Source organism: Kribbella sp. NPDC055110, from assembly GCF_053607525.1.
Genome location: NZ_JBSGTS010000001.1, coordinates 346,420 through 358,592, shown reverse-complemented (window position 1 = coordinate 358,592; position 12,173 = coordinate 346,420). Strand labels below are relative to the sequence as shown.

General features: G+C 64.2%; 13 protein-coding genes. 5 read left to right on the top strand and 8 right to left on the bottom strand.

All coding sequences use genetic code 11. From position 1 onward, the window contains the following. Positions 1-40: 40 nt before the first annotated feature. The 4 genes from ACWF0M_RS01545 to ACWF0M_RS01530 are packed head-to-tail and all read left to right on the top strand — an operon-like array spanning position 41 to position 1,921. Entirely contained in the window at positions 41-862 is an 822-nt protein-coding gene (locus tag ACWF0M_RS01545) for a hypothetical protein (RefSeq protein ID WP_452233633.1), read from the top strand. Continuing rightward, positions 757-1,191 carry a tyrosine-type recombinase/integrase gene (locus ACWF0M_RS01540; protein WP_452233632.1) on the top strand — a complete coding sequence of 145 codons (435 nt, stop codon included), beginning with the start codon at positions 757-759 and terminating at the stop codon, positions 1,189-1,191. Before ACWF0M_RS01545 ends, ACWF0M_RS01540 begins: the two co-directional genes overlap by 106 nt. Continuing rightward, positions 1,188-1,577: a helix-turn-helix domain-containing protein gene (locus tag ACWF0M_RS01535; protein ID WP_452233631.1), complete on the top strand. Its 390-nt coding sequence runs from the start codon at positions 1,188-1,190 to the stop codon at positions 1,575-1,577. Before ACWF0M_RS01540 ends, ACWF0M_RS01535 begins: the two co-directional genes overlap by 4 nt. Positions 1,578-1,600: 23 nt before the next feature. Beyond that, the gene (locus ACWF0M_RS01530) at positions 1,601-1,921 is read left to right on the top strand and encodes a hypothetical protein (protein ID WP_452233630.1); all 321 of its coding nucleotides are present in this window, start codon (positions 1,601-1,603) and stop codon (positions 1,919-1,921) included. 237 nt (positions 1,922-2,158) lie between these two features. Here ACWF0M_RS01530 and ACWF0M_RS01525 read toward each other — a convergent pair whose 3' ends face one another. Together ACWF0M_RS01525 and ACWF0M_RS01520 are read right to left on the bottom strand one after the other, a co-directional pair. Next, a complete protein-coding gene (locus ACWF0M_RS01525; protein WP_452233629.1) occupies positions 2,159-2,449 on the bottom strand; it encodes a hypothetical protein in 291 nt (96 codons plus the stop codon). A 233-nt stretch (positions 2,450-2,682) separates the two neighbouring features. Further along, the gene (locus tag ACWF0M_RS01520) at positions 2,683-2,835 is read right to left on the bottom strand and encodes a hypothetical protein (RefSeq protein ID WP_452233628.1); all 153 of its coding nucleotides are present in this window, start codon (positions 2,833-2,835) and stop codon (positions 2,683-2,685) included. 1,126 nt (positions 2,836-3,961) lie between these two features. On the opposite strand from ACWF0M_RS01520, the gene ACWF0M_RS01515 reads away from it, so the two are divergent. After that, on the top strand, positions 3,962-4,390 hold the full coding sequence (locus ACWF0M_RS01515) for a hypothetical protein (RefSeq protein ID WP_452233627.1): 429 nt from the start codon (positions 3,962-3,964) through the stop codon (positions 4,388-4,390). 190 nt (positions 4,391-4,580) lie between these two features. Here the strand turns inward: ACWF0M_RS01515 and ACWF0M_RS01510 are convergent, their stop codons facing one another. The 6 genes from ACWF0M_RS01510 to ACWF0M_RS01485 all read right to left on the bottom strand — a co-directional run bounded on the left by ACWF0M_RS01510 (position 4,581) and on the right by ACWF0M_RS01485 (position 11,835). Continuing rightward, on the bottom strand, positions 4,581-4,976 hold the full coding sequence (locus ACWF0M_RS01510) for a hypothetical protein (RefSeq protein ID WP_452233626.1): 396 nt from the start codon (positions 4,974-4,976) through the stop codon (positions 4,581-4,583). A 6-nt stretch (positions 4,977-4,982) separates the two neighbouring features. Beyond that, positions 4,983-5,714, bottom strand: a complete 732-nt coding sequence (locus ACWF0M_RS01505; protein ID WP_452233625.1) for an FHA domain-containing protein — start codon at positions 5,712-5,714, stop codon at positions 4,983-4,985. Positions 5,715-5,895: 181 nt separating this feature from the next. After that, positions 5,896-6,042 (bottom strand): hypothetical protein, encoded by a 147-nt coding sequence (locus ACWF0M_RS01500; protein ID WP_452233624.1) that lies wholly within the window; start codon positions 6,040-6,042, stop codon positions 5,896-5,898. A 735-nt stretch (positions 6,043-6,777) separates the two neighbouring features. Further along, complete coding sequence (locus ACWF0M_RS01495) at positions 6,778-7,512, bottom strand: hypothetical protein (protein WP_452233623.1); 735 nt, start codon at positions 7,510-7,512, stop codon at positions 6,778-6,780. 1,460 nt (positions 7,513-8,972) lie between these two features. Further along, the gene (locus ACWF0M_RS01490) at positions 8,973-10,055 is read right to left on the bottom strand and encodes a hypothetical protein (RefSeq protein ID WP_452233622.1); all 1,083 of its coding nucleotides are present in this window, start codon (positions 10,053-10,055) and stop codon (positions 8,973-8,975) included. Between the two features lie 553 nt (positions 10,056-10,608). After that, the gene (locus tag ACWF0M_RS01485) at positions 10,609-11,835 is read right to left on the bottom strand and encodes a hypothetical protein (RefSeq protein ID WP_452233621.1); all 1,227 of its coding nucleotides are present in this window, start codon (positions 11,833-11,835) and stop codon (positions 10,609-10,611) included. Positions 11,836-12,173 lie beyond the last annotated feature (338 nt).

The following is a 12,173-nucleotide window of genomic DNA, read 5'->3' as shown; positions in this document are numbered from 1 at the left end:
TCATTGTCTCACCTAAGTTGACGGCCTTTGAGGTGTCTGTGTGAGAGTTCCGGGCTCTGCCCATCTCGTCCTTGCGCCTGGTGTGGTGCATCTGGATGAGCCATCGGCGGTGTTCGAGGCGATGCTGTCAGGGTGGGCCAGGCAGCAGATGTCGCGGCTGCTGGCCGACGCGACGATCGAGCCAAGGCTGTCGCTGATTCGCCGACTCAGCGAGTTCGCCGGGTCGCATCCGTGGGCGTGGACGGCCGGTGACGTGGAGGATTTCACTGCCAGTCTGATGTCGGGTGACGACCGGTTGGCGCCGTCGACGATCCGGGGTTATCACCTGACGTTGCGGCTGTTCTGCGACTATTTGCTGGACGGCCGCTATGGCTGGGTCGGGCAGTGCGAGGAGCGGTTCGGGGCGGTCCCGTCGCAGGTTTGCCATGACTACAACACCGCCGCGCACCTTGTCGACTACGAGGGCAGACCCGAGCGCCGGCCGTTCACCTACGACGAGTTGCAGACGCTGTTCGACTTCCTGGACTCCCGGGTCGAGGTCGTTGCCGGGTCGGGCCGCAAGGGCGCGTTGGCGGCGTTACGGGACGCGCAGATGGTCAAGACCGCCTACGCGTTCGGGCTGCGACGACGCGAGTTGTGCTTCCTCGATGTCGCCGATCTGCGCCCGAACCCGCGGATGCCGCGGTGGGGAACCTCCGGCGCGGTGCATATCCGCTATGCCAAGTCCAGCCGCGGCAGCGCGCCCAGACGCCGCACGTGCTGGCGGTCCCGGAGTTCGACTGGGCCGTCGACGGGCTGCGGCAATGGGTCGACCAGGCCCGTCCACTGCTTCGTCCCGGGCCACGGCAGGAACTGTGGCTGACCGAACGCAACCAGCGCGTGTCGGTCAAGACGATCGACAAACGGTTCGCATTGCTGCGCGCCCAGGCAGGGCTGCCGAGCGACCTGACGTTGCACTGCCTGCGGCACTCCTACGTGACCCACCTGATCGAGTTCGGCTACCCGGGGCGGTTCGTGACCGAGCAGGTCGGGCACTCCTACGCCTCGACCACGGCGATCTACACCTCGGTGTCCAACGACTTCAAAACCAAGACCCTGCAGGCCGCGCTCCAACGCGTCTACGGAACACACACCACCAACAAGCACGGCAACGAAGACCACAAAACGGACGGGGGCCGGGGGCAACGATGACCACGAGCAAGGGCAACACCGACGGAAGCAGCGAGAGCAACAGTATGGGCGCGCGGACAGTGATCGGCTGGAATCTGCGCCAGGTGATGGCCGAGAACGGCATGTTCGCCACGACCGATCTGGTGGAGCCGCTGCGTCAACGGGGTGTCGAAATCTCACGCCAGATGGTGCATCGGGTCGTCACCAAGACCCCGCAACGGATCAACGTCGATCTGCTTGCGGCACTGTGTGACATCTTGGACTGCACCCCCAACGATCTGCTCGAGCTGCGCCACGAGCAGGTCCGTCCCGCATCCGCGGCGGGCGAGACCGGACCTGGAACTGGGCCCGGAATCGGCGACCTCCGACCGATCCGTGCACGAGTCCGCCGTCCCGGCGACCGATAAACGAGCGAGCAAACGAGCAGCAGATGAGTGAGCCTTCGTGCTTCGACTGCGGCGCCCCCAACACCCTCACCCGGCTGCCACACGCGTGGATCTGCAAGATGTGCCGCCGCCGGCGCCACTACCACCCCAAGCCCTGCCCGGGCTGCGGCACGACCCGCCCACTGGCCTACCAGTCCACTCACGGCACCGACCACACCGGCCGAGAACACGACCGCGATGACGACTGGATCGTCTGCGCGTCCGCGCCGGCACCGAGTCGATCTTCGCCTGCCACGAATGCGGCCAAGAAGACCACCCTTATGGCGCCAACCGCTGCGCCCGCTGCTTCCTGCGCGAACGGCTAACCGACCTCTTGACCGACCCCGGCGCCGGCCAGATCCATGCCCGGCTGCGGCCGGTGTTCGACGAGATCGTGAACTCCGAGCGACCCCAGACCGGGATCTGGTGGGCTGCGCAGGAAACCCGGGACCGGCCCCCGCCTGCTCGGCCAGATGGCCCGTGGCGAACTCGACATCAGCCATGACACCTTCCGCACACTGCCCTGCGACCGCGCCCACAACTACCTGCGCGAACTCCTCGCCTCACTCGGCGTGCTGCCCGCCTACGAGCCACGCATCGAACGGATCCCGCCCTGGCTCGACCAGAAACTCGACCTGCTCGCCCCTGACCAAGCTGATCAGGCCGACCTGGTCCGGCGGTTCGCCCACTGGCACGTGCTGCGCCACCTCCGCAACGCCGCCCGTCAACGAGACGTCACCAAGACAATGACCGACGGCGCGCGCGACCACATCTCCGCAGCGATCCGATTCCTGGAGTATCTCCACGCACACGGCGCCACGGCGGCCACCGCCACCCAAGAACACCTCGAGCACTACCAGACCAGCCACGCCATCAGCCTGGCCTCGGAATACACCTTCATCGCCTGGCTGCGCCGCAGCCGGATCAACACCCGACTGCACATCCCCTACGTTCCCAACCGCATGCCGCAGTCACGATCTCCGACGAACAACGCTGGCAGCACGTCGAACGCCTGCTGCACGAGCACACCCTGCGCAGCTACACCCGCCTCGGCGGCCTGTTCACCCTGCTGTTCGCCCAGCCCCTCTCACGCATCGTCGCCATGCGCACCAGCCAAGTCACCTTCACCGACCATGACGCCGACAGCAACACTGGCGGCCGCGTCGACGTCACCTTCAGCACTATCCCGGTCCAGATGCCGACCGTCGTTGACCAGCTCATCCGAGACCACCTGCAACACAGGGGCCAGAGCCTCTACGCCTCCGCAACCACGGCTGGCTGTTCCCCGGCGGCAAACCAGGACAACACCTCCAAACCGAGAACGTCCGATCCCAACTTGTTGCCATCGGCATCAAACCCCACGAGTCACGCGAAGCCGCACTCTTCCAGCTCGCCGGCCAAATGCCCGCCCCAGTCCTGGCCGAACTCCTCGGCATCACCGACGCCGACGCTGCCGACTGGGCCAAGCTCGCCGCACGCGACTGGACCGGCTACATCGCTGACCGAACTCGCCCCAACCCCAATACGACCCCTCCGCCAACCTTCAGCGATCTGCAACGCGTATCGCGGCATGTTCGCGGGCCCGACGTTTAGCACTTATGACGATCTACCACTCCACGTTCGGGCACGATTTGACCGCACGCCAACATGTCTGTCAGCACTTCAGCGACGCCTAGATCATCGCCAAATCTGACCTAGGCTTTTGCTCGGGTCACTGCCGCCACCACTGGTCGAAGGCGCAAACGTCACCATGCGCATCACAGAAGTCGACCGATTGCGGCGCCGCGTCGAGCCACCTTCAGCGAAACCTGTGGGTCCCTATCATCGCCATATGCCCGCTCGGTCGAACGATTTTCAGGCGGTCGTGTACTTCGTCAAGAAGCACATCGCACTGATGCAGTTGTCACGGAGTCAGCCATGCGGTCGTCGACCGCATCACGGGACAGCAGCGCGAGGTCGAGGTTCTCATCACGGCCACTGTCGCCGGGCAGGATCTCAGCATCAGCATCGAGGCTCGCGATCACAAACGCTGCCAGGGCATTGAGTGGGTCGAGCAAGTTGCCCAGAAGCAGAGCAGCCTGCCCGTCAACCAGACGGTCCTGGTCTCTTCGAGCGGCTTCACCAAGCGCGCCAAAGAACGTGCGGCCCTTCTGGGAATCGAAGCCGTCACACCAGGCGAGTCAGTCCCACCAGAAGGTCCCCTTGCTGCCCTCCAACTCCGAATCGAAGCACGCGAGGTCCGTTGGACCGGCGAAATTGACCTGCAAGTACTCTGCGAAGGTCAGGAGTCAACTGAAGCACAAATCGATCTCGACACCCGACTCTTCGCAGCCGACGGAACGTACCTCTGCACCGCACAGACCTTCGTGCAGGAGGCTCTCGCCAGTATTGACACGGCTACGCTCGGGAGGGTCACCGCGACCGCCGATCCCAAAACGAACTGGCTACAGATACGAATCGAACCGCTCCTCGCGCGCCATCCCGAGTTCGCAGAACAGACGACCGTCCACATCGCGTCGCCTGCAGCTGACTCTAGGCTCTTGAAGATCCTCAGAGCTCAGATCGCGGTCAGCACGCAACTGCGAGTCGTTCCGATGGGCATCTCGTGGCGCCAAATGCAAGGCGTCGAGTACGCCGTGGGCCGCGGACAGATGCTGGATCAAGACGCATTGATGGTCGTAACAGAGGACGCTGGACAACCGACTACGTCCCTACGCCTCACCGACCGCGAACGCAACGTTGTTGACCTCAACCGCGATGACTTCATCAGGATCGAACCCACTCCACAGCAGTAACACTCCCGAACCCGCACAGTCTCGGCGGGAACTCCCCCCGCGTCGACGTCGCGGTCAGCACTACCGACGCGATCTGCGTCGACGGAGCAGCCATGTCCCTGCGATTAACGCCTCAACGACCACCCCAGCATCGATCACCTTCGGTGCGACCTGTCGGCGTGACGCCCGTTTGGTGTTGGCGGCCGAGCCCTCACAGCATGGCCGGGAGGAGGCCGAGGATTGGTGCTCCGAGAGCTCCTAGCCAGTGGGCGAGTGTGCCGATAGAGCGGACGATGGCGGAGCTGGCCGAGGCGAGGGAGCCGGTGGCGAGGAGGATGCGGGTCAGGCGCTCGAGCCTGGGCGCGATGCGGGTCCGGTCTGGCTCAGGTTGACGAAAGCTGGTTTCGATGTCGCGGAGTTCCGATTCCGCCGCGGCCGAGTGCGCCGGTTCCAGCCTCGTGGCCTGGACGCCCGCTCGCAACTCGGTCAGCGCCTGCAGGGCCTGCTCCGACGTCACCACGATGCCGGTCTGACCGCCGGTGATGTGCTGGTCGCGGCCGACGTTGTTGATGTTGGCGGCGTTCTGGTTACCGATGTTGAAGGTCATCGCGACTCATCTCGTGAACTGGGGTGGCGGTAGTTCCCGGTCGACTCGCCGGCGGCGCGCGGTGGCGACGACGTGCAGCACGATCCCGGCGATGATCAGCAGTACGCCGACCAGGTTGATCAGTCCCCCGAGCGCGAACACGAAGAATCCGCTGAAATCGTCCTTCGTGGGCATCTCGGACAAGGACGAGAGGCCCAGGACCTGACCGGCGTACGTGTACCAGCCGTAGGCGGCGACGGCGAGTCCGATCAGGAACACGACTACACCGGTCCAGATCAGCCCGCGGGCCTTCGTCCTCGTGGCGGCGATCTCGCGGAAGAAGTTCTCGCGCTGCTGGATCACATGCTGCACGTACTGGTCGCGCCCGACGTTGTTGATCGTGTGCGCCCGCTGATCGCCGATGTCGTAGCGTGCCGCGGCCGGCGCGCCCTCGCCGGGGCTGTAGCGGAGCCGAAGGTCCGCGAACGCGATCCGGTCCCCCGGGTACAGCCGCCGCGGCATCGTGATCGCCTCACCGTTCACGAAGGTGCCGCCGACCGAGCCCAGATCTTCGACGTAGTCCGCACCACCCCGCTGCCACAGCGCCGCATGCGTCCGGCTCAGGTACGGGTCGTCGAACCGTACCTCGCAGCTCGGCAGCCGCCCGACCGTCATCCGGGCGCCGGTCAGGTTGATCCGCTGCCCCTCGTACGATCCCGATTCCACCACCAGGTACGCCGTACTCGATCCATCGCCCATCGTCCTCTGCGGCGACCGCAGGCCCACCGCCCACCCCACACCGCACCCCACAATCAGGAAAGCACCCGCACCGAATCGTCACAAGACGCAACCGACCGAGACCGACCCGCAACGGTTTCAGTTCAGCTCACTCGCAAGCGCGGAAGCGCCGCCGGTCGAGTGCCCCATCACGATCGGTCCCTTATGCAGGTTGCGAGCACCTGCGCAGGTCTTCGACCAGGCAGACGTCACCCGCCTCGCCGCCGTCGCAGAGCCTTGCACCGACCTCGTCGGTCGGCTCGCCACCGTGCCTGGCCTCCTCCTGCCCGGCGTCGGGCACTTGGAACATGAAGACCTGCCTACCGCTTCACCCCACTCTGGGTCGAGACCGCGTACGGCGATCCGCAACTCCTGCCCGCACTCGCCCTCCATGGCGCGGACTTCGAGGCCAGCGAGAGCGCCGCTGGCCCGGCAGCCGTGCCGTGTATCTCGCCAGACGCTCCAGAGCTCCGTCTGAGTAGAGGAGGCTCCGTCGTGACCGATACGTGCAGCTCAACTGAAGTACGCCGTCAGCGGGTCAGCGCGCTCGACCTGTCCAAAAGAAGTGTGCTCCTCGCGGTCGACATCGCGAAGCCGTCGCGGGCCCAGGCATCTTCACCGACCAACTCCGGCACCGCCATACCCTCAACGCGTCGACGCGCCAGGCGGCCTCCCGAGGCTCATGAAGCGCCCGCGGTACGCGCGAAGCCGGATCACGAGACAGCTCAAGCAGGCCGTCGACTCGCGGCACCACCCCATCCTGCGGAGGCTTCTCAAGACCCTGATCGTCGGATCTGTTGCCTATACCGTCCTGGCCCTTTAGTGGATGCTGACCGCTCTGGTCCAGGCCACCGATCCGGCGAAGTTGAAGTGGGCCCTGCTCAAATCCGCGACGAAGGCGCGGACGACCGATCAGTCGTACGAAAGCCTACGGACCATCCGAGGCTGGACACGCGTGCCAGCGCGCTCCAACGACAGCCGCCGGCTCCCGCGCCCGTGGCACCGCCCGCGCTGCCGACATCCAGGGACAGATGGGAGATCCGGGCTAGTCGTCGATAAGCGAAACGAACGAGACGGTGATTCCAGTCGAGCCAAGAACCGGGGGCTTGATCTCTTCAATCTTAACCCGGACGAGTGCGCCCGGCCCGAGGCGTGGCCGTACCCTTTCGTGAAGACTGTCGACCGGCATATCAGCGGTGATCGCCGGCGTCGGGTTGACTGCTCCTGATGGAAGGAAACCACCGCCAGATCCCGCTACTACTACATAGCCGTGCTTCGGGAGGAAGAGTCCCATCCTGCCTTCGACAACCTCGCCTACCCTGTGCCGACTAGTGAACGTTGAAATCTGATTGGCGATCGCCGCCTCGGTAGCCTTTTCAATTGGGCTCTTCTTGCGTGGTTTCGCTGAATGTTTAGCGTGCCTAGCCTCGAGCTTCTTGAGCCATGTCATCAGCTGCCCAGCGTCATAGTCCCAGCGAGTATCACTCAACTCGAACCCGTTCAGGGCCGCGAGGCGGGCGAGCGATGCCGGCAGATCCTCCTCGGCCGGCATCCCAGCGCCACGTATGAGCACCGGAACGACGGCCACCTCCAACTTGAGTGCGGTCTCGATCTCAATCCTGGCCAAGTCCTCGGGGTTCTCGAGTCTGCGACGACCCTGAGCGTCGGAGAGGTTCAGCCATTGCCTCCCTATCATCGCGAGAAAGACGTTGCACTCTCCAATTGCCCTGCGGATCGCGTCGCGAAATTCTTCACCCGGCTCGAGCGTGTCGATGTCCATAAAAATCTGATCCGGCGAAAATCCGCTCTCATCTCCCACACCAGAACGAAGAGCGTCCCGGAGTCGTCCGGCGTGCCCAGCCGCCTCGTCGCGACGATAGTTGAGGAATATCGAAAATGGTCTCGTCTTGTTACCTTTAGGCACCACAGATACCTCCCCGTCCTACAACGGAGCAGTCTTCGGAGCGCAGAAGACTCCCCACACTCGCTTGCCGCAACCTCGTTGGCACGATCCATCTGGTCATCTACGCCTCGTTCTGGACCGAGATATCAAGTTCGCGATGCGCCCGCCCAGGCAACCCTGATCCGTAAGCTGGTCGCCGGTAGCTCCGATCACCACGACCGGTGCTGCTGCCTGTTCTAGTATCGCCTCCACCGCTGCCGCACGATTCTGTTCGCTTTGCAGGCCAGCTGCTTGTTGGGAGACCGACGGCTCCCGAAGGTCGACTCGCCCATGGCATAGAGCCCGGTTTCAGGGTCTCCGCCACCGACGCGGCAATCGTGACCCCGAGCACCCGCACTCGAACCGTCCCGACCCACTCCCGCCGTCTGTTCTGAGCCTCAGACCACACGGCCGTCGAGCCATACAGCTTCTGGCACGCCCCGCACGTCCTCCCCTCCACTTCTTCATCATGGCAGGCAGCTCGACAAGGGGAAACGCGCAATCGATCATGGAAGCGTTGGCTTGAAGTCCTTCACTTGGTCCCACGCGACTACGTCGACGTGAGAGGTGGTGCGGTCTTGCCGCTGCAGACACAATCGGCTCTTGCAGGATGATTGACGGAGACGTACTCCAGCTGTTCATCTGCGGCGCCCGGCCTGCAGAGCGAGTTCGCGAGCTGATTGGTTCGCCCAGGACGATGGGCCGGACCTCCGCTGCGTTGCGACCGAGGCGCTGTCCGGCACTTCCTGGATACGATTCACTCGAGCAGTTGCCTGGTCATCCCGTGCGTAGGACATACCGGAGGTCCGAACCACCCGACGTCGCAGCCTGACGCGGTGATGGTTGCTCCGGCGACATACAAACACGATCAATAAGTGCGCCACCCCGAGAGCCACCAAAGCCCCGGAAGCGAGAATCAGCACCGGATGCTCCCCCTGTGATGCGGACGACCGAAGGCCGCCCTGATGGCGCTCAGCGATACCGAACCGAACGCCGGGGCCATCTCCGTAGCCGGTGGCCATGTGCATTGAATGCGTCCGCGCCAAGAACCTTGTCTTTGGCGGCTTACATTGCGCTCTCCGGCGAGGTATTGGCAAGTGTTCGTGGAAAGCATCGGTGGTGCTGCTCGAGATCGAACGAGTGGCACAAGGCAGCGGACCTCAACCGACGCCAGTTGCGAGACGACCACGGGTCCGATCGACACTCCGGCCTCGTCGAGAACGCGTAGCAAGCCGTCTCTGTCCGATCCCGGATGTTCCGGGTTACTCATTTGCATCGGGCCCTGAGCGGGGACGTAATCAGTCCTGTAGCGGCAGGTCGGACGCACGTCGAACCTGGCGAGAAGGCGTTGGGGACATCAGATCGCCACGGCGATGCTTGACATCGCGCAAGTGGTCGCGGATGAGGCCTGCGAGCCTCTTCTCCGACACTGCGTGAACGTTCAGTGTGCGGAGGTACACCGGCAAGCTACTGATGCGTGATGAGTCCAGCGTGTAGAGCAGCGGTTGCAGCCCACGACCGTGGGCGTACCCAACCTCATACATGACATTGTCGTTCATGGCGGTGATGTCCGCAACGATCGTCGTGCTGTAGGCCACTGCGTCGAAGAACGACGAGTAGATCTGATTGCTTCCGCCGAGATCCTTGAGACGCACGGCCTGCATCTGCTCCTCAATAGCCGGCCTGATCACCGCTGTGTAGAGCTCGTCATCACGCTGACGGTACGGCTGAAGAACAAGGCAGCGACCGACACGAGCCGACCGGATGACGTCGACGACGGCCCTGACAGCTGCAGGGTCCTGTAGACCCCGTGCCGTCAACAGCTCGAAACACCGCTTTACCTCGCCAGGTGCGAATGCAGCCTCGATCCGGTCGCCGTACCTCTCGTACACCTTCTTCGAGTCGCCTCCCGTGTGAGGGATGGGCAGAGCAGGCACGGCCAGATCGATGGCCTGCTCGAGCACGACCTCGGTATTTCTTTTGCCTGCTACGGTGACCACGATGTCGACGCCCCCAACCATCGAAAGTCGTCGGCCGAGGGCGGTGCGCCCGGCGATGACACGCACGGTTACGCCGAGACCTTCGGTCATCCTTGTAACGCCGTCGACATCCGGCCGGCCGTCGAGCCTTCGCTCGGGAACCCATGCCTCGTACAGCGTTCGCAAGTCCACCCGCCGACGATCCGCAGCGCGCCGGGCACCCTCGAGCGCCGCCGAATCTGTCGAGATCGCATCGGGACGATCAAGACGTTGCAAGAACCCGCCCGTCACGATTACCGCGGGCAACGACATGAGGATTTCCTCAGCCAGAGATCCCACGAATCCTGCAGGCATTCCGGTGAGATCGGTGCCTCCATATATGCAAACACGGAGCATTCCCACGGAGCGATCATGCGCTCGGCCCAGCAGGGTTCGCAAGGGTGCGTGCGTCCGTCGGCCCGGACAACTGGCACAAATCCTGTGATCCGCCCCCGGAGGTACTCCCATCCGACCGAAGCACGGGGCGTCCTCATCGCCGATGCGCAGGCCACGATGGCTTCTTCTCCAGCGACGTGGGTGGCGCCACCGGAGATGGCCGCGAACGCAAGGTGATGACCACAGCCGCGGATCGAGATCAGGCTTGGACCGAGATCTTGCTGGCATCCGGAGTCTTGATCTCACCAGCGCGGAAACCACCGCAAACTCGTAGACTCAGCTAGTCCACGAGGCGGACTTGACTGGCGAGTCACTCTGTGGCGCGTCCTCGAGTGCAACGAGGTCGGCTGATGCGCAATCTCAAGTGCCTAGCTTGAGATCGATGATCCGAGCCGCAGAAAGGACGTGCCGGGGACGAGGTCCTGCTCAGTAGCCCATCTCCAGCTAAGATCCGTTGTCCGGCTCTCCAAGCTCTGCCATCCCGGTACGCCCGCTTGAGCGTTCCGAGTTGGTATGCATTTTACCGGCCCGCCGCCGAGCAGGCCTTCGCGTGGTGGACTACGCAGAGGACTTCGCGGAGTCGATCGATTCCAATTGGAATCTCCAGGGTGGAGGTTCTTGAGCCTTCGATCTGGGCGCGCAGGAATCCGTCGGACTCGGTGACCTTGACCCGTTCCGGTAGTGAGGCTTCTGCCTCGCCGGCGCTGCCCACCTGTGTTATCAGGCGTCGGCCGGTGGCGAAGTCGTACAGCTCGAAGCCGCCGTTCTTCCCGGCCGCGATGACGAGGGAGGTATCGCGGCTCCAAGCTGTTGCCTGGACGTTGCCGATGGCTGCCTGCAACACGGCGCCTGGTGACCACCTCCCGTCCGACCAGGTGAAGGACCGGATGACCGGCGACTCGGTGTCGCTGATCAGCAGACGGTTCCCAGAGTTGTCGAAGGAGGCGCGCTCTGTTGCACCTGACGAGCCGGCGATGGCCGGGAGATCGATGGTTCGCGGTGGTCCGTCCTGACCGCGGATCCAGGTGGTCGCATGATGCACGGTGCGGCCTCCTTGTTCGCGGCTCCAGACGATGCGTCCGTTCTGCTCGCCGATCTCGTACTGCTCGATCTTCAGATCGCCGCGGGTGACCTCCGCGCCGCTGCGGCAATCGATCCACTCGTCGTCCCAGAATGCCACCGGCAACTGCTTCTCGGCGTCGGAGACAGAATTCGCGAAGTTCGGTCCTGGGATGTACTCCGGCAGCTTCAGGGCACTGACACAGTCCTGATGGACGGTGTCGAACCGGCCACGACCCGCGAACGTCAGCGGCGATTCGCGGATGTCGTACTCCTCGCCCGCGATCGCCTCCATTCCGTCCGGGGACGCCACTTGGACGGGATCGTCCACCTCTGCCAGCACATCCTGCGCACCCCTGCCGCTCAGGCTGACGATCTGTTGACCCGCCTGAACCACCGCGCGTTCGCCGAGGGCGGTCACCGCAACCCTGTTCACCGAGTTTCGCCAGACGTTCTCGACTCGGCCACCGGTCGCGAACAGCTGGATCACCATGCCCGGCCTGAGCAGTGCGACACCGCCTGGCGTACCTCCCGAGACGGCCACTTCGCCGTCCCCCGCGCCGTCCGTGATCCGCACGCCATCCACGGTCAGCGGAGGTCCTGGGTCGATGAGGGTGCAGTTGTCCAGTCGCGCGTCCGGCCCGATTGATTCCTGCACGCTCGCCGGAGCGTCGACCGGGTCAAGCACCCATTGCGAGCTCCTCAGGCCGATCGCCTCACCCAAGTCGCAGTAGGTCGCGACTGGCGACTGCCCATCGTCCGTGGCGACGCCCAGGTCGACGTTCAGCTTGCGCGTCTCCCAACCTCCGCCGTGCTGTGGCGGGCTGAGTCGGTACGCCGTGCCCCCTACACTCGCGAAGAGCCCGGACGGTCCCGAAGGCAGGATCTCCGAAGCAAATGTGTGCTGCCGGGCAGAGCGGGGCTGATCGTCGGTCAGCCTCACTGTCTCGGGACTAGTGGCCGAGCCCACCTCGCCGGATCCCGTGATCCATGTGTAGTCGGCTTTCATCCGATCGTCCGAATAGA